The following is a 25657-nucleotide window of genomic DNA, read 5'->3' on the forward strand; positions in this document are numbered from 1 at the left end:
ACAGCCCCGCAGTTGAAACCTCGATCATCGTGGGTAAGGTTAGGCTTACCTGTAATCGATCGTGATTCGGTGGTCCACCCATGCCCGTTCCCACCTTGGCCGAGCGCGCCCCGAGCGCCCTCGCGGACGCCTACGCCCGCCTCACCGAGGTGTTCCCCGGACTGGGCGTGACCGAGTTCGGCGACGAGGAGCAGGCCCCACAGGGCGGCGGCTGGGTCACCGCCTCCCGGCTCGCGGAGGGCGGGGCCGACCTCGACGCGTTTCTCGCGTGGGACGAGGCGCAGGTGCGCGAGGACTACGGGCAGGAGGGGCGTCCTGACGTCATCGCCGGCTTCGCCCTGCACCGCTATGCCTGGCCGGCCACTCTCCTCATCACCGTGCCGTGGTTCCTGCACCGCCGGGTGCCCCGCTACCCCGTACAGAACGTCGCCTACCAGCGCGCCCTCGGCCGCCTCGCCGTCCGCAGCGCCGGCTTCGCCTGTCTGCCCGGCGATCCGGCCGCCGCGCTGCCCGGCGCCCGCGTCGTGCCGGACGAGGACGCGCTGCGCGCCGAGGTGCGCGACGCCGTCGCCGAGCACCTCGGTCCGCTCCTGGACGCCTTCGGGCCCCGGATGCGACGCCGCTCGCGCGCCCTGTGGAGCCTGGCCACGGACGAGATCGTCGAGGGCCTCTGGTACATCGCCCACCTGCTCGGCGACGAGGAGCGCGCCACGGTCGAGCTGGAGCGGCTGCTTCCGGGTGCCACCAAGCCGTACGTGGGCACGGCGGGGTTCCGTGAGCTGACGGGACCGAACGGCGAGTCGCTGCCGACGCGGGATCGCGCGAGCTGCTGCATGTTCTACACGCTGCGCCCCGAGGACACCTGCGTGACCTGCCCGCGCACCTGCGACGCGGACCGCGTCGCACGGCTGAGCGCCGCCGCCGCGGCCTGACCGGAGCCTCGCGGCGGGCCCAAACCGCCCGCCCCTCCCCGCTGAACCACCCTTTCGCGTTCGTTTAATCGAACTCAAATCCCCTTGCAAAGCGCTGCGTTCGAGCAAACGGCGCGCGCCGCACCCCTTTGCACCCCCCTTGGCGTTCTCTTGCCCGGAAACCCCACTGGGGGCCATCGGGATTGGGTCACTATGGCGCCCGAACGCCCTACCGCGACGCAAGGGACCCCAGATGAGACTGACCGACATACCGCTGGACTGGCTGCTTCCGGGCGGCGTCCTGCTCCTGGGCATGCTGGTGGCGGTGGCGGTACTCGCACGCGGCAAGCGCGCCGGACAGAAGGCGGCCGCCAATGCCTCCGGCGACGAGACCTGGGAACGCAGCGAGGAGCGCCGCAGGCGCAAGGAAGCCATCTACGGAACGGCCTCGTACGTTCTGCTGTTCTGCTGTGCGGCGGTCGCCGCCGCACTCTCCTTCCACGGCCTGGTCGGCTTCGGCAGGCAGAACCTCAACCTCACCGACGGCTGGGAGTACCTCGTCCCGTTCGGGCTCGACGGCGCGGCGATGTTCTGCTCCGTGCTCGCCGTGCGCGAGGCCAGCCACGGTGACGCGGCGCTCGGTTCGCGGCTCCTGGTGTGGACGTTCGCGGGCGCTGCCGCCTGGTTCAACTGGGTGCACGCGCCCCGGGGCATCGACCACGCGGGCGCCCCGCAGTTCTTCTCCGGGATGTCACTGTCGGCCGCGGTGCTCTTCGACCGCGCGCTGAAGCAGACGCGCCGTGCGGCCCTGCGTGAACAGGGCCTGGTACCGAGGCCGTTGCCGCAGATCCGGATCGTGCGGTGGCTGCGCGCGCCCCGCGAGACCTTCGGCGCCTGGTCGCTGATGCTCCTCGAAGGCGTACGCACCCTGGACGAGGCGGTCGAGGAGGTCCGTGAGGACCGGCGCGAGAAGCAGCGCACCCGGATCACCAGGCGGGACCGGGAGAAGCTGGAGCGTGCGCAGCTCAAGGCGATCAGCAGGGGCCAGCGCGGTCTCCCGGGTCGCGGCGGCGGGCGTCAGGTCGACCTGCCGGCCGTCGCGCCGGCCGCGGGGGCCACGCAGGTCACCGCGGACCCTTCCATATCGGCGCAGGACCAATTGCCCCTGCGTTCCCGTCCCTCCCTCCAAGCCGTGAGGAACGGCACTGAACCCGTCACCGTCGACCTCACCGCCGAGGACGACACCCAGGCGCTGCCGCGGCTCGACTCCCTTGAGCGCAAGCTCAAGGATCTGGAGCAGCAGTTCGGCTGATGTCAGCGGCGCAGGACGGGAGTTGGCCGGCGGTCCGGTTCATACCGGGCCGCCGTCCAGTTCGAACCACACCACCTTTCCGACCCCGTGTGCCCTTACGCCCCACGCGTCCGCGAGATTCTGTACGAGCATCAGGCCCCGGCCGTGCGTGTCGTCGTCGGCGTTCGGCACGCAGAGCTTCGGGCGACGCCCGACGAAGTCCCTGACCTCGACGCGCAGCTTGCCCGGGCGGACGGTCGCCGTCAGGATGGCGTCCCGGTCGGTGTGCACCAGTGCGTTGGTGACCAGTTCACTGGTCAGCAATTCGGCTATGTCGGATTCTCCGGGCCTCCCCCAGGACCGGAGCAGTTCGCGCAGCGCGCCCCTCACTTCGGGTACCGCCCGCAGGTCGGACCGCCCCAGTCTGCGCCGGAGCTGGGCCCGGTGGGGCTCTGCCGGCTTGCTGTCGATCGGCTCATCCCCTGCTTTCGGCGAAGAGGCCCCCAGATGAATGGGGCCGCCCCCTCTTACTTGCCTTTTCATGATCCCCGCCCACAAACGAGATAATTCCTCCCTGATCGAACACGCACACGGAATGCATGCCCCTCCCGGTTGGCGGCACTCATGTCCATTCCTCAACGATTGAAGTGGGTGCGCCCCGGCCCGGTGGGGAAGTGAAGCGGTGGACCGTTTCCGCATGATCCCGACCGGGCCCGACCGCACCGGGCAGGGCCCGTCCGAGCATTCCGAGGAGCCGCCGTGCACGACGACCGACTGCTGGTGGAGGGACGCCTGGAGCGCGCCCTGAGGCAGTTCATCCGCCCCGCCCAGTACGCGGACCGCGTGCCGCTCACCCTCTCCGTCTGGCACGCGCCGGGCGAACCCGTCCCCGTCGCCGAAGCCCTCGACGCCTCGTACGAGGACTTCGAGACGGGCACCGCGTGGGGAAAACCCTGGTCAACCAGTTGGTTCCGGTTGCGCGGTCAGGTGCCCGACGCCTGGCGCGGGCGGCATGTCGAGGTAGTCATCGACCCCGGCTTCACCGGCGAGGGGCCCGGATTCCAGGCGGAGGGCCTTGTGTACGACGCCTCGGGCGTACCGCTCAAGGGCATTCACCCCCGCAATCGGCACATCCCCGTGGCAGCTGCCGCGCGGGGAGGTGAGCAGGTGCACCTCCTCCTGGAGGCGGCCGCCAATCCGACCGTTCTGCATGACTTCGAACCGACACCCCTGGGCGACATCCTGACCGCGGGTGATGGTCCCATCTACCGATTCGCGTCTGCCGACGTCGCCGTACTGGACGAGGACGTTTGGCAGTTGACGCTGGACATCGAGGTCCTTTCCGAGCTGATGTACGAACTGGACGTCGCCCGTCCGCGGCGCCACGAGATTCTGCGCGCCCTGGAGCGAGCGCTCGACGCTCTGGATCTGCACGACGTGTCGGGCACGGCGGCAGCGGCCCGTGCCGAGCTGACGGATGTCCTCTCCAGTCCCGCGCATGCCAGCGCGCACCGGGTTTCGGCCACCGGGCACGCCCATATCGACTCGGCCTGGTTGTGGCCACTGCGCGAGACGGTGCGCAAGGCGTCCCGCACCTTTGCCAATGTGACGGCTCTCGCGAAGGACTATCCCGAGCTGGTGTTCGCCTGCTCACAGGCCCAGCAGTACGCCTGGGTCAAGGAGCACCAGCCGCACATCTGGGAGCGCATCAAGAAGGCCGTCGCGGACGGCAACTGGTCTCCGGTGGGTTCCATGTGGGTGGAGTCGGACGCCAACATGCCGGGCGGCGAGGCGCTTGCCCGGCAGATCACACACGGGATGCGGTTCTTCCGCGAGGAGCTGGGAGTGCAGACGCAGGAGATCTGGCTGCCGGACTCCTTCGGTTATACGGCGGCCTTCCCGCAGCTGGCGAAGCTCGCGGGCGTCCGCTGGTTCCTCACCCAGAAGCTGAGCTGGAACCAGACGAACAAGATGCCGCACCACACCTTCTGGTGGGAGGGCATCGACGGCACACGCGTCTTCACCCACTTCCCACCGGTGGACACCTACAACTCACAGATCCACGGCGCCGAACTCGCTCACGCGGAGCGGAACTTCACCGAGAAGGGCCGTGCGTCGCACTCCCTCGTCCCGTTCGGCTGGGGCGACGGCGGCGGCGGTCCGACCCGCGAGATGCTGGAGAAGGCACGGCGGGTGCGCTCCCTGGAGGGTTCGCCGCGCGTCGAGATCGTGAAGCCGTCCGCGTTCTTCACCGCGGCCGAGGAGGAGTACGGGGCACAGGCGCCGGTCTGGTCCGGCGAGCTCTATCTGGAGCTGCACCGCGCCACGTACACCTCGCAGGCCGCCACCAAGCGCGGCAACCGGCGCACCGAACACGCTCTGCGCGAGGCCGAGTTGTGGTGCACCGCCGCCGCCGTGCGCGACCCCGCCTACTCCTACCCCTACTCCACCCTCGACCGGCTCTGGAAGACCGTTCTCCTGCACCAGTTCCACGACATCCTGCCGGGCTCGTCGATCGCCTGGGTGCACCGCGAGGCCCGCGACACGTACGAGCGCGTGCTCGCCGAGCTCGACGAGCTCACCGCGGCGGCGGTCCGTTCGCTCGGCCCGGGAGGTCCGGCCGCGCTCAACTCCTCGCCGTACGCGCGCAGCGAGGTCGTCACGGCCGACGACGGCACCCTGGTGCACGTCGATGTCCCGGCCCTGGGGAGCAAGGGACTCGAAGAGACCGCCTCGTACACGCGCGAGACCGGGGCGACCGCCCTCCTCGCCGACGGCGAGATCCAGTTGCTGAACGAGCATCTGCGCGTCGCCATCGACACGGACGGGCTGCTGACCTCCGTGCACGACATCGACGCGCACCGCGAGGTCCTGTCCCCCGGCTCGCGCGGCAACCTCCTCCAGCTGCACCCCGACCACCCCACGCACTACGACGCGTGGGACCTCGACAAGCACTACCGCAACACCCACACCGATCTGACGGACGCCGAGTCCGTGGAGCTGGTCGAGGACGGGCCGCTGCGGGTCGCCGTCCGTGTGGTGCGGGCCTTCGGGAAGTCGCGGATCACCCAGGAGATCCGGCTCGCGGCGGGCAGCCGCCGTGTCGACGTCGTCACGGAGGTCGACTGGCGGGAATCGGAGAAGGTGCTCAAGGCCGCTTTCCCGCTGGACGTGCACGCCGAACGGTCCTGCGCCGAGATCCAGTTCGGACATGTGAACCGCTCCACGCACGCCAACACCGGCTGGGACGCGGCACGTTTCGAGATCTGCGCGCACCGGTGGCTGCGGGTCGCCGAGGAGGCGTACGGCGTGGCGGTGCTCAACGACTCGACGTACGGCCATGACGTGACGCGCGCGCCGCACGAGGACGGGCTCGGCACCACCGTGCGGCTCACCCTCCTTCGCGCCCCGCACAGCCCGGACCCGGAGACGGACCTGGGCACGCACCGGTTCACGTACGCGCTGCTGCCCGGTGCGACGACGGGTGACGCGGTCGCGGAGGGGCTCGCGCTCAACCTGCCGCTGCGGGTCGCCGCCGCGCCCGTCCTGCCGTCCCTGGTGAGCGTCGACAATCCGGCGGTGACCGTGGAGTCGGTGAAGCTCGCGGACGACGGCAGCGGCGATGTGGTGGTGCGGCTCTACGAGTCGCGGGGCGGGCGGGCGGCGGCCTCGCTCACCACGTCGTTCGCGGTGAGCGCGGCCGAGGTGACCGACCTCCTGGAGCGCCCGCTCGAACCAGCCCATACCGACGACTCGGGGATCGTGCTCGCGCTGCGTCCGTTCCAGATCCTGACGCTGCGGATGCGACCGGCCCGATCGGGCTGATCGCCCGTCAGGGGCGTGGCACGTTCCGCAGGTTGGAGCGTGCCATCTGGACCATGCGGCCGACCCCGCCGTCCAGGACGATCTTGCTGGCGGAGAGCGCGAAGCCGGTCACCATGTCGGAGCTGATCTTGGGCGGGATGGAGAGGGCGTTCGGGTCCGTGACGATGTCGACGAGGGCGGGGCCCTTGTGCGCGAAGGCGTCCTTCAGTGCGCCCGCGAGCTGCTTGGGCTTCTCCACCCGCACTCCGTAGGCACCGGCGGCGCGGGCCACGGCGGCGAAGTCGGGGTTGTGGTTGGCCGTGCCGAACGAAGGGAGCCCGGCCACCAGCATCTCCAACTCGACCATTCCCAGGGCGGAGTTGTTGAACAGCACGACCTTCACGGGCAGGTCGTACTGGACGAGGGTGAGGAAGTCGCCCATCAGCATGGAGAACCCGCCGTCGCCCGACATCGAGACGACCTGGCGCTTGCGGTCGGTGAACTGGGCGCCGATCGCCTGCGGCAGGGCGTTGGCCATCGAGCCGTGGCTGAAGGAGCCGATGATGCGGCGCTTGCCGTTCGGGGAGAGATAGCGGGCCGCCCAGACGTTGCACATGCCCGTGTCGACGGTGAACACCGCGTCGTCCGCGGCGAGATCGTCGACCACGGAGGCCACGTACTCGGGGTGGATCGGGATGTGCTTCTCGACCTTGCGCGTGTAGGCCTTGACGACGCCTTCGAGCGCGTCCGCGTGCTTCTTCAGCATCTTGTCGAGGAACTTGCGGTTGCTCTTGGGCGTGACGCGCGGGGTGAGACAGCGCAGGGTCTCGCGTACGTCGCCCCAGACGGCGAGGTCCAGCTTGGAGCGGCGGCCGAGGCGTTCGGGCCGCACGTCGACCTGTGCGATCTTGACGTCGTCGGGCAAGAAGGCGTTGTACGGGAAGTCGGTGCCGAGCAGGATGAGGAGGTCGCACTCGTGGGTGGCCTCGTACGCGGCGCCGTAGCCGAGCAGGCCGCTCATCCCCACGTCGTAGGGATTGTCGTACTGGATCCATTCCTTGCCGCGCAGGGCGTGGCCCACCGGGGATTTGATCTTCTCGGCGAACTCCATGACCTCGGCGTGCGCCCCTGCCGTTCCGCTGCCGCAGAAGAGGGTGACCTTGTCGGCCTCGTCGATCATCGCGGCGAGCTTGTCGATCTCGGTGTCGCCGGGGCGTACGGAGGGGCGCGAGGTGACCAGGGCGCTCTCCGCGGACTTGTCCGGGGCGGGCTCGTCGGCGATGTCTCCCGGCAGGGTCACGACACTGACGCCGGACTGCCCGACCGCGTGCTGGATGGCGGTGTGGAGCAGCCTCGGCATCTGCTTCGGGCTTGAGATCATCTCGCTGTAGTGGCTGCAGTCCTTGAAGAGCCGATCGGGGTGGGTCTCCTGGAAGAACCCGAGGCCGATCTCGCTCGACGGGATGTGCGATGCCAGGGCGAGGACGGGTGCCATGGAGCGGTGGGCGTCGTAGAGGCCGTTGATCAGGTGGAGGTTGCCGGGGCCGCAGGATCCGGCGCAGACGGAGAGGCTCCCGGTGATCTGGGCCTCGGCACCGGCGGCGAAGGCCGCGGTCTCCTCGTGCCTGACCTGCACCCACTCGATGCCCTTGGTGCGCCTGATCGCGTCCACGACCGGGTTGAGGCTGTCGCCCACGACTCCGTACATGCGGCGCACACCGGCGCGGTGGAGGATGTCGACGAACTGTTCGGCGACGTTCTGCTTGGCCATGGCTACCCGAACCCTTCAGTCCCCTTGACTCTCTTGTGACTCCTTGGGGTCCATGAATTCACAGTGCGGGCGCTCACGCCTCCCAAACAGCGGCCGCCGTTCGGTCGTCCGCGTACCCCTTGACCCTGACCTGGATGTCCGCGAGGAAGGTCGCGAGGCCCGGCGGACCGCTCTTGGCCCACCGCTGCGTGAGGTGCGCGGCGAGCTCGGACTCTCCGCTCAGGGGCTCGGCGAGGCCGCCGCTGCAGAGCAGCAGGGCATCACCCGGGCGGGCTACGGAGGCGCGGAAGCGGAAGGGCTCGCGGGGCGGGGGCTCGGGGGCTGGTTCGTACGGGCTGGGGGGCGTGATGATCCCCATGTCCATGGTCAGCCGGTCGCCGTCCGGGGTCTGGGGCGGCACGGAACCGAACCCGACGACGGGGAGTCCTGTGTCACCGGCGGAGTCGCTGACGCGGGGTTCGATGTCCTGCCAGGCGCCGTCCCTGAGCCGGAAGAGGCCGCCGCTCCCGACGCCGAAGAAGACACGGGTGCGGCACTCGGGGTCGGCGGGCAGGAGCAGGCAGCGCAGGGACGCCGCGTACTCGTCGGGCTCGATGCCGAGATCGGTTGCGTGCGCCCGGAGCTTGCCGAGGCTGCGGTCGGTGAGCCGGTGCAGGCCGCTCTTGAGGTCGCCGCGCCGGGCGGCCCTGATGTCCTCGGACAGCCGCTGGTGGCTGCGGCCCACGGCACGCCCGATCCAGGCGCAGGCCTCGGCGGCGGCGCGATGGGCGCCGGGAGTGGCCCGCGCCCCTGTGGCCATGGCGACCAGGACGAGAGCGCTCTCCCCGGTCCCGAACCGCGCGGTGAGCAGCGAGTCGCGCCGTGGCTCGCCCCGGTACCGCGCGGAGTCCCCGCGCACGGAGACGGCACGCAGCGTGGAGGTGCCGAACCGGGCGCCGTCGAGCACGGTGTCGGCGACCAGATCGCCGAGGTCGTCGGGGTCGGCGGCGGGCAGGACGGTGGGCTCGGCGTCGTAGGTGGGCGGGCCGTCGCCCACGTACGAGACGGCGTTCACGGCGGGCGGCGACGCGACGTCTTCCCGAGGTTCGTGCACTGTGCCGGACGGCCCTGCGGACGCGTCGGGCAGGCGGGGCTCGGGGACCGCGGTGGTGCGGCTGGGGAGTGATTGCGGCGCACCGGCGCCGGGTGGCCCGGGTGCGTCGGGGAAGGTCACGGGGCCCGTGGGCGCCGCGGGGGGCTCCCAGGGGGCGGTGGCGGGGCGGGTGCGGGTGCGGGGCGGGGGTGGCGGCTCAGGCGCTTGCGGAAGCGCTCCTTGCGCGCTCCTGGCCCCTGGGGGCGGCGCCGCGTCCGGTGGCACGGGACCGCCTTCGCCGGCGGACGCGCTGACCGCCGACGCGAACCTGTCGTCGAGGGTGTCGGCCGCCTCGGCCGGACCCGTGTCATGAGCGGAGTCGTCGTACAGCTGACCCCACCAGTCGTCCTCCTGGCCGGAGGCTCCGTCGTGCCTCTCCCCCTGCTGGCTCATGCCCCTATTGTCCACCGCGGAGGCCGCACGAAAACGGTTCATCCGGAAATTCCGGCCGCCGGAAGAGTGATGAAGGACCGCCGGGCGGGCCCACCCCCCACGGGAGGACCGCCCGGCGGTGTCTGTGTGTTTATCGCACGTCGTAGGCGCGAGCCACCGTCTGAGTGACCGAACTTCCGTGCGCATCCGTCAGTTCGGTCCTGAGCCGGACGTGCTTGCCCGAGGCGCCCGCGTGGTTCACGGTGGCGGTCCACTGCCCCCCGGCGGCGGACATCTTGGCCTCGGTCCAGGTCTCGCCCTCGTCGTACGAGTAGGACAGCGCCGCCGACTTGAGCGCGCCGGGCTTGTAGCCGGCGTGTCCCGTGGCCGTGATCCCGATCCGCAGGCCGTCATCGGCGGCAAGGGTCTTCATACCGTCCTCCGGCAGCTGATAGCGCGGGAACAGCATCGGGATGCCCTGCGAGTAGGCCTCCTCGTCGAGGTGCGAGCGGAACGCCCACGTGGTCTGCGTGCCCGTGGACCGCTGCCAGACCTTCGAGCCGATCTTCTGGGTGCTGAGGGTCAGTTCGTACGCCGATTCGGCCGCCGGGACCTCGAACACGCCGGAAGGCCAGCCGGACTCTCCCACGATCTCGCCGTCCCGCTTCAGCTGGACACTGCCGATGTCGCCGAAACCGCCCTGGATCCCCGCGTGTTCGCCGTCGCCCCAGAATCCGGGAGCGACCCCGATCAGATTGCCCTGCCGCTCCCCCGCGAGAGCGAGCCCGCCCCGCTCGTCACGCGGCGCGGCGGGGGTCAGCACTCCGTCGTACCACTTCTCGCCGCGCCGCTCCCCCTTCTCGTACGTCCGCACCGGGTCGATCATGAACTCCCCGAACGGGAAGCTGCTCGACACCTGGTGGCCCCAGCCGGTCGTGCCCGCCGAGTAGTACTCGGTGCGCCTGCCGGGGGCCGGGACCGATTCGAAGTCGCCGAAGTACACCTCCAGCCCCGAGGGACGGACGGCGGACGGCAGATCCACGTAGTCCGTGGCCGTGCCCATCGCGCGGTACGTCGCCTCGTTCGCGGCGAGGTCCTTGTCGCGCACCCGGTAGGTGCGGTCGTCGCGGATCTGGCCGGTCTCGGGGAAGGCGAGGTTGTAGACGTAGGGGCTCTTCGCCGTTCCCTTCCACTTCAATTCGACGGGTCCGTCGCCCAGTTGGCCGAGCAGGGAAGCCGCCTCGTCCGTCTGGATGCCGAGGACCGGCAGCGGCGAGCCGCTGAGGCCGACCGCGGGGTACCAGCGGCCCGGCGCCGTGCGGTGAGCGATGACGGCGACCGCTCCGGCCGTCTTGGCGTTCCTCGCGACGGCGCTCGCGGCGCCGTCGTCCGCGACCTTGACCAGGGCGATCTTGCCCTTGACCCCGGCGGCGTCGAGCTCCTCGGGCGTACCGGACCTGGCGTCCACGAGAGCGGCCCTGCCCGTGCCGTCGAGGTTGGCCGAGCCGGTGGACGCGGTGACGGGGTGCAGCGGCTTGCCGCCCTTCACGGCGAGTTCGGAGAGCAGAGGTGCCGCCGCGCGCCAGTAGCTGCCGGACTCGAAGGTGCCGTCGGTCGCCTTGCCCTCGACGGACTGGTAGAAGCCTCGGATGGAGCGCGGCCCCGCGGCGGTACCGGCGTGCAGCCAGTGGTCGGTGCCCCAGCTGCGGGCGAACCCGAGGGTGGCGCCCCGCACTTCGGACTCCTTGTCCGTCTTGACGGTCAGGCGGTGCGCCTTGCGGGCGTCGAGGGTGACGGTCGTGTCCTTCTTGACCTCGACCTGCGGCCGGGCCAGGTGCGTGAGCGAGTCGGTCAGTGTGCCGCCGTCCGCGTCGGGTGTGGCGATGAAGCCGGTCAGGAAGTAGGCGCCGGGGCGGACTTGGTAGGTCTGGTCGTTGGCGCCCTCGTTGAAGCGCCGCTCACCGGCGGCGTCGTCGGTGCCGATGACGTCGACGGACGAAGCGCCGTCGGCGGGCTTTCCCGCGCGGTCGACGAGCTTCACCCGGAGGCTGACGGTCTCCGGCTGTACGTAGAGAGCGAAGGGCGTGGAGACCGCGACGCCCCCGCTCGCCTTCGCCAGGACGCGGCCGGTCACGTCGCCGTACTGGGCCCGCTTGAGGCTCGCGTCGGGGTCCAGCTTCAGCGGGACCTCGACCGTGGCCCCGGCGGCGACCTTCACGGAGCGCTCGCCGAGCTTGGCGATGTCCGACCGGACGGCGGAGCCGTCGTTGCCGGTGACGCCCTGCACGGACAGCTTCAACTCCACGGCCTTGCCCGTGGTGTTGGTGTACGGGACGTCGACCGTCGTACGGTCCGAGTTGTCCTGGGGCCAGCCGAAACTGCCGCCCTGCACGGCGGGCGAGCCGAACACCTTCTGGTCGACGGCCGCCTTCACGTCGAGGCGACCGCCGCCCGTCTCGGTCACATCACCCGGGATGCCGCTGTCCGCCGACGACACGAGGGCCGACTTGATCTGCTGCGCGTTCCACTCCGGGTGGCGCTGCTTGACCACGGCGGCGGCGCCCGCGACGTGCGGGGTGGCCATCGACGTACCGCTCATGGACTGGTAGGCGTAGACGCCCCTGCCGCCCGCCGCGGCGGCGGAGATGCCGACTCCGGGTGCGGCGATCTCCGGCTTGAGGGTGTGCGAGCCGTACGCGGGCCCCCTGCTGGAGAAGGAGGCCGTCGAGTCGTCGCGGTCGACGGCGCCGACCGTCAGGACGCTCGGCGCGCAGCCGGGCGAGGAGACGGAGTTGAGACTCGGCCCGGTGTTGCCCGCGGCGAGAACGAAGAGGGTGTTCTCGGCGGACTGCGCGAGTTCCTCGGTGGCCGTGCTCATCGGGTCCGTGCAGTCGGTCCGCGCCGGGTTGCCGAGGCTCATGGAGACGACGTCGGCCTTCTCATCGACGGCCCACTGCATGCCCGCGATGATCCACGACGTGGCGCCCGAGCCACTGTCGTTGAGGACCTTGCCGTGCAGCAGCTCGGTGCCGGGCGCGACGCCCTTCTTCTTGCCGCCGCTCGCGGCACCGGTGCCGCCGACGGTCGAGGTGGTGTGGGTACCGTGGCCCTGGCGGTCCTCGTTGTCCGGGGAGTCGGTGAAGTTCCTGGTCGCGCCGATCCGGCCCTTGAGGTCGGGGTGTTCGGCGTCGGCGCCGGTGTCGAGGACGGCGACCTTGGTGCCCTTGCCGTCGTAGCCGGCGGCCCAGGCCTCGGGGGCGTGCACCTGCTTCGTCGACCAGTCGAGGGTGGCCTCGACCTTGGCGTCGAGCCAGAGCTTCTTGAGGCCCGACATGCCGTACCCCGAACGGGACTTGGCCGACGTGACGTCGGCCCAGAAGTCCGCGGCCTTCTTCTTGTCGGCCTTCAGCGCGACGCCGTCGACGGGTTCGAGGACGAGCCCGCGCTCCGCGCCGCGCGGGGTCGCTGGCACCGAGCGCGTGACGTCGACGGACTTGCCGTACACGGCGATGAGCGGCAGCTTCTCGGCGTGCGCGTCGTCGTAGCCCTGGCGGACCAGTCCGGTGACGTTGAACAGCTCCTCGTCGACCTTGCCGTCGGCGATCGCGTGGACGGCGCCCTCGGGGTAGACGTACAGGTCCTTGCCGGACTGCCTGGTCTGGATCAGCGGCACCGTGCCGTCGGCGCCGGGCAGCGCGCTGGCGCCCGCGCGGTCCTTGCCGTCGGACGTGACGAGGATGCGGTCACCGGTGACGAGGGTGACGACGGAGCTCCCCGCACTCCGTGGCGCACCCCCCACCAGCGGACTCGTGTCCGTCGCGGCCGTGCGTGGCTCGGCCACGGACGGGACGGCCGCGGTGACGGCGAGGACGGCGGCGGACGCCGCCCCCAAGGCCGTACGCGATATCGGGCGCATCGCTCTCCCCAAGGTTGTCGGGCATGCGGAACCACAGCCGATATCGGATCAAAGGCCGTATTCGCGGCTGCCGTTGGTGCAGCGGTGGCGTCACCTTGGCAGAGAGGCGGGGGGTGCGGGGATGATGTCCTGGGGCGGGTTTACGCCGTGGCTCTTTTCCGCCATGGAGCCGTCGGAACGGATCTTTGGGGAGGGACGTCGCCGCATGCTGGCCGCGATAGGTCTGGACGAGACACACGAATCGGCGTACCGCGCCCTTGTGGCGGTGGGCGCCGCGGATGTGCCCGATCTCGCGCGGCGGCTCTCGCTGGGCGAGCCCGACACGGTGCGCGCGCTGCGCCGCCTTGAGCTGCACGGCCTCGCGGCCCAGGCGTCGGGCAGGGCGGGCCGGTGGGTGGCGGCCCCGCCGGGGGTCGCGCTCGGCGCGCTCCTGACCCAGCAGCGGCACGAACTGGACAAGGCCGAACTCGCGGCGAAGCTGCTCGCCGAGGAGTACCGCGCGCAGGCCGCCGAGCCCGCGGTGCACGACCTCGTCGAGGTCGTCACCGGCGCGGGCGCGGTCTCGCAGCGCTTCCTCCAGCTCCAGCTGGGCGCGAGCAGCGAGGTGTGCGCCCTGGTGACCGGCAACCCCGTGGCCGTCACCGGCATGGAGAACAACGCGGAGGAGCAGGCCGCGGGCCGCGGCGTCACCTACCGCGTGGTGGTCGAACGCTCCGTCCTCGCCCTCCCCACCGGGCTCATCGAACTGTCGACGGCGATCGGCCGCGACGAACAGGTGCGCGTCGTGGACCGTGTCCCGACGAAGCTGGTGATCGCCGACGGCTCGCTCGCGATGGTGCCGCTGACCTCGCGCAGGGCCGAGCCCGCCGCGCTCGTGGTGCACGCGAGCGGCCTGCTCGAATCCCTGAGCGGGCTCTTCGAGGCGGTGTGGCGGGACGCGCTGCCGCTGCGGCTCGGCGAGGACGGCCGCTCGGTCACCGAGGACGCCGCCGAAGGACCCGACGGCGCGGACCTGGAGATCCTGTCGCTGCTGCTCGCGGGCCTGACGGACGCGAGCGTCGCCAAACAGCTCGACCTGGGCCTTCGGACGGTGCAGCGCCGGGTCAAACGCCTGATGGAACTGGCCGGCGTGACGACGCGCCTCCAGCTGGGCTGGCACGCGTACGAACGGGGCTGGGTGGCGCGCTAGCCCGTGTCGATGCGGCGGGGGGGCGGCCAGGACTGACGCGCGACCTGCGGTTTTGCCCCGTTTCCTGCACGCTTGACAGATGGGAGCGTGGGAACTCCTGCTGGTCTCAGTGGTGCTGCTGCTCGGAATCGGCGGAGTGCTTGTCCCCGGAGTGCCGGGACCGTGGCTGGTGTGGGCCGCGATTCTGTGGTGGGCGCTGCAGGATCCGGAGCCGGTCGCCTGGGGGATCCTGGTCGGCGCCTCCGTCGTGCTCCTCGTGGCACAGGGGGTCCGATGGCTGCTGCCGCCGCGGCGGCTCCGGGAGAGCGGCGCCACGCGCCGGACAGCCGTGTACGCGGGCGCCGGGGCGTTGGTGGGGTTCTGCGTGCTGCCGGTGATCGGGTCGCTCCCGGGATTCGTCGGAGGGATCTACCTCTCGGAGCGGCTGCGGCTGGGTGGGCGCGGGGAGGCGGCCACGGCGACGCGGACGGCCATGCGGGCGGGCGGCTGGAGCGTGCTGACCGAGTTGTTCGCGTGCCTGTTGATCGCGGGGGCGTGGCTGGGGGCCGTGATCTGGGGTTGAGTACCTACTGCGTCTGCGCGGCCCTGGCGCGGCGTCGGCTGCACCCGCTCAGTGCGCGTTCACGTAGACGTACCGCCATCGGTCCGCGCTGGGGCCTTCCGGCGGCCTGGACCGACCACCTGGACCGGCCGCATGGACCGACCGCCCGGACCGGCCGCCTGCCGACCCTAGGGCCAAGGTCCGATGCAGCGGGGACGGGGTCCGCGTGCGAGGCTCGCGCCATGACCGAATTCAGCGAGGCCGAGCGGGCGTACCTCAAGTCCCAGCGTCTGGGCCGGATGGCCAGCGTCGACGCGACGGGTCAGCCGCAGGCGAATCCTGTCGGGTTCTTTCCGCAGGACGACGGGACGATCCTGATCGGCGGGTATGCGCTGGGCACCACCAAGAAGTGGCGCAATCTCCAGGGGAACCCGAAGGTGTCACTGGTCGTCGACGACATCGTGAGCGAGAGCCCGTGGAAGGTGCGGGGCGTCGATATCCGGGGTGATGCGGAACTCCTCACGGGGCCGCATCAGTTGGGGCCTCACTTCAGCGAGGAGCTGATCCGGATTCATCCTCGGCGGATCCATAGCTGGGGCTTGGAGTAGCGAATCTTCCCCGAACCCGCCCCAGCCCCCGAATGTCACAGCCGGGGAAGGGCGAGGTCGGGGAAGGGAAACGCTTCTACCCCGCCGTCAGCAAATGCCGCACCCCGTACGACCGCCACGGCCGCCACCCATCAGGCACCGGCTCACCGGGCAATCCCACATCGGGATCCCCCAACGCCCGCATCCGAATCAGAGCCACAACCCCCTCCCCCACACCCGCCACACCCGCGAGCCCCGCCTCCGCGTCCTCCCGATCCGCCCCCGCGTCCAACCGCACCCGCCCATCAGCGAGCGCACCGGCCAACTCCCCCAACGGGCCCGGCTCCCCGGCAAGCGCCCCCGGCTCGGGGAACACATGGGTGAGGGCCCCGCACGGCGCGTCCAGCGCCTTCCCGTACCGCTCCACCAGCGAGGAAGCCTCCGCACGCCCCACCAGCGCCCGCACCGCGAACTCCTCGGGATCGGCGGCCCCCGGCGACCGCAGTCCGGGCCGCGCGGCGACCAGCGGAGCGAGCCGTGGATCGGCGCCGAGCCGCTCGTCGACGGCGTACGGATCCGCGTCGAGGTCGAAGAGGCGCCGCAAGCGCTGTACGGCGGTCGTGAGGTCCCGCAGATCGGTCAGATGGAGCCGCGCGTCCAGCCACCCGCCGACCCCGTGATCACTCTCCTCGACGGCCACGATCCCCGTGCCGTACGGCAGCCGCAACGTACGCCGGTAGGTCCGCGCACCCACATCGCCGCTGACCTGCTCGACCCCGTCGACGGCCTCGTCGGAGAGCAGGTCGAAGACGGCACCGGTCAGGTAGGCCCCCCGGTAGGCGAGCCGCAGCGGCACTCCGGCGGCCGGGGTGGCCCGCCCCGCGCCCCTGCCGCGCGGCGCGGCGTCCCGCAGGGCGGTGGGCGTCAGCGCGTACACCGCCCGGATCGTGTCGTTGAACTGCCGCACGCTGGCGAACCCCGCCGCGAACGCGATCTCCGTGATCGGCAGCCCCGTGGTCTGGAGCAGCACCCGCGCGGTGTGCGCCCGTTGGGCCCGCGCGAGGGCGACAGGGCCCGCCCCGAGCTCGGCGGTGAGCTGCCGCTGCACCTGCCGGGAGCTGTAGCCGAGCCGCACGGCGAGACCGGGGACACCCTCCCGGTCGACGACACCGTCACCGATCATGCGCATGGCGCGGCCCACGACGTCCGCGCGTACGTTCCACTCCGCGGACCCCGGCACGGCGTCCGGACGGCAGCGTCGGCAGGCCCGGAATCCGGAACCCTGGGCCGCGGCCGCCGTGGTGTAGTAGCGGACGTTCTGGCGCTTCGGGGTGACGGCGGGGCAGCTGGGCCGACAGTAGATGCCGGTGGTCTCGACGGCGAAGAAGAACTCTCCGTCGAAGCGCGCGTCGCGGCTGCGCACCGCCTCGTACCTGGTCTCTTCATCGATCACATGTCCCAGTGTGCGGCCTCGCGGAACGTTCGGCTGGCGGAATTCGGACACCACGTTGCGGGGCGCCCGGACGCCCCGCGACGTGGTGCCGCGCCGCTAGCGGAAGCGGCCCCGCTTGGCCTCCATGGCCGCCTTGCCCTCCGCGCCCCGCAGCTTCCACTCGCGGCGCATGTCCGCCCGGACCTTCGCGTCCGTCTTGGCGACGATGCGCTGGTTCTCCCGGATCAGCTTGCGGTAGCTGTCGAGGCGGCGGCTCGGGAGCGTGCCGTCCTCGACGGCCGCGAGTACCGCGCAGCCGGGCTCGGCGGTGTGGGCGCAGTCGTGGAAACGGCAGTCGGCCGCAAGCTCCTCGATCTCGGAGAAGACCTGGCCGACGCCTGCCTCGGCGTCGAACAGACCGACGCCGCGCAGCCCCGGCGTATCGATGAGGACGCCACCGGCGGGGAGCACGAGGAGGTTGCGGGTCGTCGTGGTGTGGCGGCCTTTGCCGTCCACGTCACGGGCCGCGTTGACGTGCATGACGTCCTCGCCGACCAGCGCGTTGGCCAGTGTCGACTTGCCCGCTCCGGACTGCCCGAGCAGGACGGACGTACCGCCGGAGACGACGGCGCACAGGACGTCGACGCCTTCCCCGGTGGTGGCGCTGACCGGGAGCACCTGGACGCCGGGGGCCGACGTCTCCACGTCCTCGACCAGGTAGGACAGGCCGGTGGCGTCCGGAACCAGGTCGGCCTTGGTGAGGACGACCAGCGGCTGGGCCCCGGACTCCCAGGCCAGCGCCAGGAACCGTTCGATCCGGCCGAGGTCGAGCTCGACGGCGAGCGAGATCGCGATGATCGCGTGATCGACGTTGGCCGCGAGGATCTGCCCCTCGGACCGCTTGGAGGAGGTGGAGCGCACGAAGGCGGTACGGCGCGACAACAGCGTCCGGACGTACCGGGGATCGCCGCCGTCGGGGTCGACGGCGACCCAGTCCCCCGTGCACACGACCTTCATCGGGTCACGGGGAACGACGAACTCGGTGTCGGCACGCACCGTGCCGACCGGGGTGACGACATCGCACTGACCACGGTCGACGCGCAGCACCCGGCCGGGCAGCAGACCCTGCGCCGCGTACGGGGTGAATTCGGCTTCGCGGTCCGCGTCCCAGCCATAGGCCGTCAGGGGGCGCGAAGACGGAAAAGAAGAAGACAGAGAAGCAGACGGAGAAGAAGCCTGCGGAGATGCGGAGGAGGACAAGGGGGACCCTTCACAGGGGTGGCCCCGGCGCCCACGCGTCAGCGTGAGGGGAAAGAGAGGTCAGCCGGAGGCCACGGAGGTGGACTTGATGAACTTCCGGATGCGGGCAGTGCCCATCTCGACGACAGCCATCGTTCACACCTCCTGGACCGAGCCAGATCGAATCACCCACGGCCGCCCCTGGGGCCGCCGTACGAACGACACCAACCTTAGAGACCCACCGTCCGTGACGCCATCCAATTACCGGCCGCCTTCCAGCAGTCCCTGCGCCATGGCCAGCGCATATGCGGACAGGGTGAACGCGTCGGAGATTCGCCGGTCCGCGACCATGGCCCGGAATTCCCCCTGCGGTACGGCCTGGTACGCGTCGATCCCCTCCACCCTGGCACCCCGGGCAGGCCTGTCCGCCAACTGCGCCGCCCCGATACGGGCGAGGTAGAGATGGTCCACGCCGGCGCGTAGGCCTGTGTCCGGAGAGACGGCTCCGAGATACGTGAAGTCCGCGACATGGACACCCAGCTCTTCCTGGACCTCCCGAGCGGCCGTACCGGCACCGTCCTCCCCGGGGGCGCCGAATCCCCGGGGGATCTCCCAGTGCCAGGCCCGGTCGGCGTGACGGAAGTGGTGCAGCAGAACGACGCGCCCGTCGGTGAGGACCGGAAGCACCGCGGCTCCCCCCGACACGGACACGGGCACGATGCGGATGTACGTTCCCAGCCTGCGATCCTTGTCGTGCGCGAACCGTACGGCGTCACGCACCAGGCGGAAGTAGGGGTCGCGATAGACGACGCCGATATCTCCGGTGCTCTCGGGCAGCCCGGCCGCGACGGCTGCCCGAGACGCTTCGTCCGATGCCCGTTCCTGGTCGGCACGGTCGAGCAGGATTTCGCATGCCGCGCCGGGCGGGTTCTCGAAGAGCTCCGGGCGCTGCTCACGCAGTGCGTCGTAGTCCCTGAGTGCGACCTTCTTCCTGGCGGCTCGGTCGTGCGCGCTCATGGCTCCCCCTTGTCTGCGCGCCCCGTCCGGGCCGCCGTGGCGGGGGACGAACGCACGTCGGTCACAGGTACAGAGCGATGGGGAGACGGTCGACCCGGGCCTCCACCGACGTGTACGTCTCCATGCTCTCCCGGTAATGGTCGTGCAATGCCTGCACCACGTCGAAGACGCCGGTGGACGACGATCCCAACACCGCTCTGCTCTCGCGGAGCAAGGCACTCACCGTCGCCGCCAACGCCGTGTCGCGCACGGACCACAGCGGCACGCCGATGGCACCGGCGCCGCTGATGATCAACGAACGCATGAACCCGAGGACGTCACCGCCGTCGGACCCCATGCCCTGCCCGGCCAGACAGGCTCCGAGCACGGTGAGCTTGTTCCTCGGCAGGCTGACGCGCAGGGCGAGGTCGAACTGCGACAGCATGTCCGTCTCGCCCAGGTGGATCAGCGGGCCGGAGACCTCGGGCTCGTTCACGTACACCCCGTGCCCGGCGTACAAGAAGAACTCCGGCTTCACCGCGACCAGTTGCTCGAGTCCGTCCCAGTCGGCGGCGAAGGTGTTCTCGACCTCGCCCAGAAGGGCGTCGGGGACTTCGCCCGCCACATGTACATGCCTTGCGGACCAGCCGGCGTCGACGATCTCGCGGCCCGTCGCCCGCGCATCGGTGGACATCAGCGCCGCGAGGTCGTCGTCGTGCTCCATCAACTGTTTCTTGAGCAGATGGCGGCCACGGGTGACGAAGGCGGCCACGCTCACCGAGTGCGACAGCGGAACCCGTGCGGCGAGCGGCCGGTCGTCCTCCGGTGCGGTGGCGACGTGCAGCGGGATCGCGAATATGACGTCGGTCGGTATCAGAGTGAGATGGGCCGGTGAGCCGCCCCGGTTGGCGCTCTCCCATACCGGCCTGATCAGCAGGTTCCAGATGCCCCGGCAGGTGTCTTCCCTCGGTACCGGAAATTCCTGGTCGTCCAGATCCTCGAAGACCTTGCGTGCGAGACCGGCGACGTCGGCGTAGGGGATGGAGGGCAACAGCGTCAGCACTCCATCGCGGCAGACCATCATGCCGAGCGAGTCGGGCTCGGGTGTCTCCTCGCCGTCCAGGGGCGCTTCCGACGTGCCGAAGCGGAAGTACCGCACGACACAGGAGCCCTGATGGTTGAGGGTGTACTGCACCAACTGATGTGCGATGTCCTCGTCATGTGTCGCCGATGTCAGCGGGTGGTGGAGGAAGTGGTCCTCGTACTGCTGCTCCCGCTCTACGAGCAGTTCACGACGTTCCCTCGCCTTTGCCGCCTCGGCAGGGGGCTGTGCCCGCAGAGGCATGCGACGACCGTCAAGAAGGCCTCCCGCTGCCTGCGATCCGTCCGATGCCATGGGCAGCGGGTGGGCGGGGCGGCCGAGGACCGGCGGGCGGGAGGATGCGAGCAGGTCCAGGAGTTCCCGGCCCGAGGACTCCTCCACCAAGGACACGATCTTCTCCAGGTCCTCCTGTCGATGGCTGCCCCGGGCCATCTGCGCACCGATGGCCCGCAGGTACGCAGGGCGCACGTGGTTGGCATAGGCGCGTTTGTACACGGGGAGAGCGATCGCTTCCCGCACCGACTCCGCCATCTTCAGACGGCGGTCCAGGACGTCCCGCGGACGATCGGCCGCGGGGAGGGCGGCAGCCGTCTCCCGGTAGTAGCGCACGGTGTAGGCGTAGAAGTCGACGTCGAGACCGGCTCGGCGGCCCGCACCGGCCGCGTCGTCCTCCAGTTCGTCCAGAAGCTGCCCCAGGTCGGCCAGACCGTCGCGGCCTCCGCCGAGCCGGGCAAGGTTCTGACGGGCGATCCGCCGGCCTCGCTCCCACCCCGGCCCCTCGAACTCCGTCCGGCCCTGCACCAACTCACGCAGGGCCTCGAAACGCTCTTCGGGACGGTCGCGGCAGAAGGCCTCGTTCAACAGCGACTGTGCCGTGCGGTACATGTCGTTCAATCCCTCGGAGATGGCCTTGGAGCGCGCGGTCAAACGCAGCGACCGCTCGTTTTCTCCGGCCTGCCTCAGGGCGATGGCGAGGTTGTGCAGACTGTTGGAGTAGCCGCGCAGAAACTCCCGGTGCCTCAGGGGAGTCGCCTCGTCCGGAACAGCCTCGACGTCGACACCCTGCTCGCTCGCCTGCTCGACGATCTTGTCGTGCATCTGCTGCAGCGAGACGAACGCGTCGACGTCCCTGCGTGCGCCCTCTTCCGTGTCCTTCGCCCGCGCCGCCTGACCGCGCTCCTCGAACTCGGCACGTGTGTAGTTGCTGAGCAAGTCGGGCAGTGCCCACCACAGCCGGGACCTCTGGGCCACCTGCACCGCGGTTTCGAAGGCACGGCGGGAGGCGGTGTAACTGCCCAGGCGGTAACGGATCCGGCCGGCTCCGTCGTACCAGCGGGCGAGGGCGTAGGCGGGGAAGGCGTCATCAGGGTCGGCGGGGCCATCGGCCAGCAACGCCAACAGCCGTTCGGCGTCCGGCTGCGACGCCTCGATCAGCCGCAGGGCCGAGAGTAACTCGTAGCCGACGTCCGCCTGGATTATTTCGCACCAGTGGGCGCCGACCCGACGGGCGATGCCTCGGGCGCCGCCCGCCGGGTCTTTGGTGTGCGCCCGGGCCAGGCGCAGCATTCCGGTGGCATCCGCCTGGCGCATCGGGGCGTCGAAGTCGATCTCGAACCTCATGATCAGGTCCTCGACGTCCAGGGCCTCGACGAAGGTCCTGATCATGGAGCTGGGGTCCTGCGGGCGATGTCCATCGGCCTGTGGCATGGGGTGAACTCCTCGCAGGAGAGCTAGCGCGGTCGAGTCAGGAGGTGTGTCGTGAGGAAGGTGATCAGACCGGCCACGAAGGCTCCGGAGAGCGTCCACGCGGCGGCAGGCGGCTCCCCGCCTCCTCGCGTTGCCCAACCGGTGACGGCCAGCCATCCCAGGGCAGCGCCGAGCAACCCCGTGGCGCCCGAGTCGAGCCGTCTGTATCGGGGGGTGGTGGGCGCGACGCCCGCCAAGCGCAACATGGCCAGGGGGAGTGCGAGCGCAAGAGCCGCCACTGCGGCGATGACCGGGGACTGGAGGACCGCGCGTATCGGCAACTCGTACTCCATCGCCTGCACCGCTGTGAATGCGGTGAGGATCGACCCCAAAACGGATGTCTGGGCGAGTGTCAACCACCCTCGATGTACTGCGAGTTCGCGCTCGACAAGCCCCGACACGGCGGTACGCACGCTCTCCGCCCGCTCACGCACGGCTTCCAGATGCAGCCGGTCCTCCTCGACCTGCTTGATGAGCCATTCGGCTTCGGCGAGGTCGGTCACGGTCCAGGAGGCCCCCGTGCCGCGTCTGCGGACTCGCGGAGTGTGCAGGCGCATGTTGGCGACGGCGGTCGAGAGGCTGCCGCTCAGCTGGCGCTGCCGTGTGATCGTCCACAGCAGTCCCTGCGGGCCGAATTGCGCCTCGTCGACCAGCGTCGACGCCTTCAGGACGCGCTCCAGGCGCACAGGACGCCGCGTCGCGGACTTGAGCTCCCGCAGGAGCGCTGCGGTCCACTTGTCGCTCTCGTCGATCTGTGCGTGTGACACGCCCGAGGCCTCGTACAACCGTCCTTGGTGGCGGATCTTCGAGAGCTGGAGCAGATAGCGTGCGAGCGGCATCAGCCCGTGCCCGCCCTCGACTGCCCAGGCCCACTCGTCGAGGGCGACCTCCTGGCGGGCGGGTGCGAGGACGTAGAGGTCGGTGGCTCCTTCCTGTCCGGCGGTGTCGGCTGACCGCCATACGTCGAATCCCTGCTCCGTGCGGTCGAAGCCGGTCCACCAGGACTCGCTCCCCGTCCGGGGCGCATACCGACGTACGAGATCGCACATCGCCCGCTCTCTCCGCCCGAACCCGCGTCCGTAGAGAGCCTCGAACACACGGAATTCGCCGATCATCCCCCAGGGCCGGGGCGGCAGGCCCACGGCCGCCACCGCTGCGCTCCACTCGGCGTCGAGGTCACTCCACTGGGCGAGGTCCGCCGTCGAGTCATTGGGCGCGAGCAGCGCGACGACGCCGACGACGTCATGTTCGGCGAAGGCGAAGGCGGAATAGAGGGAGGCGCCTGCCGTCCGCCGCGCGGCCGCCAGCACCTTGAACTCGGCGGTGGTCGAGTGCGCCGCGCCGAAATCGATGTGATCCGCAGGTGCCGGGATCCCCGGAATCGAATCGGTCATGCCCAGCGAACGACACGCTCGCCACAGGGACTCGAGATAACTACGCGAGTGATTGCCGATTTCTGAATCAGCCGGTGCGAACGCCATGATCAGCAGAGCGGGCTTGGTGATTCCGCTCATGCCGCGGGCCCGCCCGGCAGACCTGCGGCTCGGACACAGCCGGTCACTCCGACGTGCCCCGGGCCTCGCGGCCACCTGGGACACCTGGGCCACGGTCTTCCGGACTGCGTAGATCCGCGGTGAGCCGTTCGATCAGGTGATTGCGCCTCTCCCGCTGCTGCGGCGGGATGGCTATACCCTTCGCACCCAACTCGGCCCGCGCGCGGCGCGCCTCTTTTCGCTCCAAGGGCTCAAGCGGAGCGAGTGCGCTCCTGATCTCGGTGTCGTCCCCTTCGGGGAGCGCGGCGCCGAGCCGATCCAGTACGTCACCGACGGTGCGCCACTCTTCCGCGCTGAGCTGCTGCCAGCCCTCGATCTCTCTGAGCCGCTCGATGATCTTCTGTGGATTCACGAAGCTCTCCCCCGACTAGCCGCGCACCCGCTCGCGGGAACCTACCGGCACCCACCTCAGACATGAATATTAGCGCCTGACAGATCGCCTGACAGAGCGTCAACTCACTTATCGGCGAGAAGTGATGGGCTGCTCGGCCGCCGCCACCCGGGCCCCCCGCACAGCGGACACCGGCGTGGGCGCCAGTGTCCTGCGCAAGTTGGTGCGCATCGTCGACGCCGCGTCAAGCACGTAGTTCTGCCGGACCTTCCAGGGGCTGCGGTCGCCCTGTCGGGGGAACGCGTCGATGGAGCGCTGGACGTATCCGGAGGCCAGGTCGAGCAGCGGGCGTTCGTTCAGAGTGCTCGTCGGCCTCGGTTCCACCGCCGCGTAGTCGTGCTCGCGCATGTGGTTGAGCACCTTGCACACGAGGCGGGACGTGAGGTCGGCGCGCAGGGTCCAGGACGCGTTGGTGTAGCCGATGCAGACGGCGAAGTTCGGGACGCCCGTCATCATCGCGCCGCGCCACACGAACTGCCGGTTCAGTTCCACCTGTCGTCCGTCGACGCGCGGGGCGATGCCGCCGAACGCGAGGAGTTGGAGTCCGGTGGCGGTCACGACCACATCGGCCGCCAGGACGCGGCCGGACTTCAGCCGGATGCCCTCGGGGACGAAGCGGTCGATGTGGTCGGTGACGATCTCGGCGTCGCCCGTCTTCAGGGCCTCGAACAGGTCGGCGTCGGGCACCGCGCACAGTCGCTGGTCCCACGGGTCGTAGGACGGCGTGAGGTGGTCGGCGACCAGCTTGTCGTCCTTGACGATGCGCTTGTTGAGGCCGGTGAGCAGTCGCCGTGCGGCCTTCGGGCTGCGGCGGCAGAACTGGTAGAGGCCGATGGCGAAGAGGATGTTCTTCGTCCGCACCACCCGGTGGGCCGCGTTCGCGGGCAGGACGGCCCGGATGCCGTCGGCCAGCCTGTCCCGCGAGGGCAGCGAGCCGATCCAGGTCGGGCTGCGCTGCAACATGGTGACGTGCGCGGCGCCCTCCGCCATCGCGGGCACCAGCGTGACGGCGGTGGCGCCGCTGCCGATGACGATCACGCGCTTGCCCGAGTGGTCGAGGTCCTCGGGCCAGAACTGCGGGTGCACGACCGTGCCGGTGAAGGATTCGGCGCCCGGGAACTCGGGGGCGTGGCCCTGGTCGTAGTTGTAGTAGCCCGCGCAGGAGTACAGGAAGTCGCAGGTGACCGTGGTCAGGGTGCGGTCACCGGCTTCATCGGCGCGCTCCAGCGTCACCGTCCAGCGCGCCGTCGCGGTGGACCAGTCGGCGCCGACGACCTTGGTCCCGTAGCGGATGTGGCGGTCGATGCCGAACTCCGCTGCCGTGTCCTTGATGTAGCTCAGGATGGAGTGGCCGTCGGCGAGCACCTTCGAGCCTCGCCAGGGCTTGAAGGCGTAGCCGAGCGTGAACATGTCGGAGTCCGAGCGCACACCCGGGTAGCGGAACAGGTCCCACGTTCCGCCCATGGACTGCCGGGCCTCGATGATCGCGTACGAGCGCTCGGGGCACTCGGTCTGCAGCCGGTACGCGGCGCCGACGCCGGAGAGGCCCGCGCCCACGATCACGACGTCGATGTGCTCGGGCGGCGCAGCGAGACCGGCGGTGCCGTCGGTACCTTCGGCGCTGGAGTCTGCGGTGTGCGTCATGCTCCTCAGTGTCCGGAAGCACACCCGGCAGGAATTGACC

General features: G+C 70.5%; 17 protein-coding genes. 6 read left to right on the forward strand and 11 right to left on the reverse strand.

What is annotated here, in order from left to right:
- The first annotated feature begins 80 nt into the window (after positions 1 to 80).
- A complete protein-coding gene (locus tag ACFVXC_RS03935) occupies positions 81 to 932 on the forward strand; it encodes a (2Fe-2S)-binding protein (protein WP_389901141.1) in 852 nt (283 codons plus the stop codon).
- Positions 933 to 1164: 232 nt separating this feature from the next.
- On the forward strand, positions 1165 to 2223 hold the full coding sequence (locus ACFVXC_RS03940) for a DUF2637 domain-containing protein (RefSeq protein WP_389901143.1): 1059 nt from the start codon (positions 1165 to 1167) through the stop codon (positions 2221 to 2223).
- A 39-nt stretch (positions 2224 to 2262) separates the two neighbouring features.
- Here ACFVXC_RS03940 and ACFVXC_RS03945 read toward each other — a convergent pair whose 3' ends face one another.
- Positions 2263 to 2745, reverse strand: coding sequence for an ATP-binding protein (locus ACFVXC_RS03945; RefSeq protein WP_389901145.1), 483 nt, complete (start codon positions 2743 to 2745; stop codon positions 2263 to 2265).
- Positions 2746 to 2961: 216 nt separating this feature from the next.
- Between ACFVXC_RS03945 and ACFVXC_RS03950 the strand changes: the two genes are divergently transcribed.
- Complete coding sequence (locus tag ACFVXC_RS03950) at positions 2962 to 6027, forward strand: alpha-mannosidase (protein ID WP_389901147.1); 3066 nt, start codon at positions 2962 to 2964, stop codon at positions 6025 to 6027.
- 7 nt (positions 6028 to 6034) lie between these two features.
- On the opposite strand, the gene ACFVXC_RS03955 is transcribed toward ACFVXC_RS03950, so the two are convergent.
- From ACFVXC_RS03955 to ACFVXC_RS03965, 3 genes are all read right to left on the reverse strand, one after another.
- Positions 6035 to 7777 (reverse strand): pyruvate dehydrogenase, encoded by a 1743-nt coding sequence (locus tag ACFVXC_RS03955; protein WP_389901148.1) that lies wholly within the window; start codon positions 7775 to 7777, stop codon positions 6035 to 6037.
- A 73-nt stretch (positions 7778 to 7850) separates the two neighbouring features.
- Positions 7851 to 9302 (reverse strand): protein phosphatase 2C domain-containing protein, encoded by a 1452-nt coding sequence (locus ACFVXC_RS03960; protein ID WP_389901150.1) that lies wholly within the window; start codon positions 9300 to 9302, stop codon positions 7851 to 7853.
- Positions 9303 to 9432: 130 nt separating this feature from the next.
- A complete protein-coding gene (locus ACFVXC_RS03965) occupies positions 9433 to 13197 on the reverse strand; it encodes a S8 family serine peptidase (RefSeq protein WP_389901151.1) in 3765 nt (1254 codons plus the stop codon).
- Between the two features lie 205 nt (positions 13198 to 13402).
- On the opposite strand from ACFVXC_RS03965, the gene ACFVXC_RS03970 reads away from it, so the two are divergent.
- The 3 genes from ACFVXC_RS03970 to ACFVXC_RS03980 all read left to right on the forward strand — a co-directional run bounded on the left by ACFVXC_RS03970 (position 13403) and on the right by ACFVXC_RS03980 (position 15535).
- Positions 13403 to 14386 (forward strand): helix-turn-helix transcriptional regulator, encoded by a 984-nt coding sequence (locus ACFVXC_RS03970; protein ID WP_389901153.1) that lies wholly within the window; start codon positions 13403 to 13405, stop codon positions 14384 to 14386.
- 79 nt (positions 14387 to 14465) lie between these two features.
- On the forward strand, positions 14466 to 14948 hold the full coding sequence (locus tag ACFVXC_RS03975) for a DUF456 domain-containing protein (RefSeq protein WP_389901154.1): 483 nt from the start codon (positions 14466 to 14468) through the stop codon (positions 14946 to 14948).
- A 221-nt stretch (positions 14949 to 15169) separates the two neighbouring features.
- Complete coding sequence (locus ACFVXC_RS03980) at positions 15170 to 15535, forward strand: PPOX class F420-dependent oxidoreductase (RefSeq protein WP_389901156.1); 366 nt, start codon at positions 15170 to 15172, stop codon at positions 15533 to 15535.
- Positions 15536 to 15611: 76 nt separating this feature from the next.
- Here ACFVXC_RS03980 and ACFVXC_RS03985 read toward each other — a convergent pair whose 3' ends face one another.
- The 7 genes from ACFVXC_RS03985 to ACFVXC_RS04015 form a co-directional block, all read right to left on the reverse strand.
- A complete protein-coding gene (locus ACFVXC_RS03985; protein ID WP_389901574.1) occupies positions 15612 to 16964 on the reverse strand; it encodes a DNA-3-methyladenine glycosylase 2 family protein in 1353 nt (450 codons plus the stop codon).
- 99 nt (positions 16965 to 17063) lie between these two features.
- The gene (rsgA, locus tag ACFVXC_RS03990) at positions 17064 to 18206 is read right to left on the reverse strand and encodes a ribosome small subunit-dependent GTPase A (RefSeq protein ID WP_389901158.1); all 1143 of its coding nucleotides are present in this window, start codon (positions 18204 to 18206) and stop codon (positions 17064 to 17066) included.
- Between the two features lie 240 nt (positions 18207 to 18446).
- Complete coding sequence (locus ACFVXC_RS03995; RefSeq protein ID WP_389901160.1) at positions 18447 to 19202, reverse strand: NUDIX hydrolase; 756 nt, start codon at positions 19200 to 19202, stop codon at positions 18447 to 18449.
- A gap of 61 nt (positions 19203 to 19263) precedes the next feature.
- Positions 19264 to 21990, reverse strand: coding sequence for a CHAT domain-containing protein (locus ACFVXC_RS04000; RefSeq protein ID WP_389901162.1), 2727 nt, complete (start codon positions 21988 to 21990; stop codon positions 19264 to 19266).
- 23 nt (positions 21991 to 22013) lie between these two features.
- Positions 22014 to 23543 (reverse strand): CATRA conflict system CASPASE/TPR repeat-associated protein, encoded by a 1530-nt coding sequence (locus ACFVXC_RS04005; protein ID WP_389901163.1) that lies wholly within the window; start codon positions 23541 to 23543, stop codon positions 22014 to 22016.
- A 43-nt stretch (positions 23544 to 23586) separates the two neighbouring features.
- The gene (locus tag ACFVXC_RS04010; protein ID WP_389901165.1) at positions 23587 to 23934 is read right to left on the reverse strand and encodes a CATRA system-associated protein; all 348 of its coding nucleotides are present in this window, start codon (positions 23932 to 23934) and stop codon (positions 23587 to 23589) included.
- Positions 23935 to 24042: 108 nt separating this feature from the next.
- Positions 24043 to 25617: a flavin-containing monooxygenase gene (locus ACFVXC_RS04015; protein ID WP_389901167.1), complete on the reverse strand. Its 1575-nt coding sequence runs from the start codon at positions 25615 to 25617 to the stop codon at positions 24043 to 24045.
- Positions 25618 to 25657: the final 40 nt, after the last annotated feature.

The sequence above is a fragment of the Streptomyces sp. NPDC058257 genome, assembly GCF_042881845.1.
GTDB lineage: Bacteria > Actinomycetota > Actinomycetes > Streptomycetales > Streptomycetaceae > Streptomyces.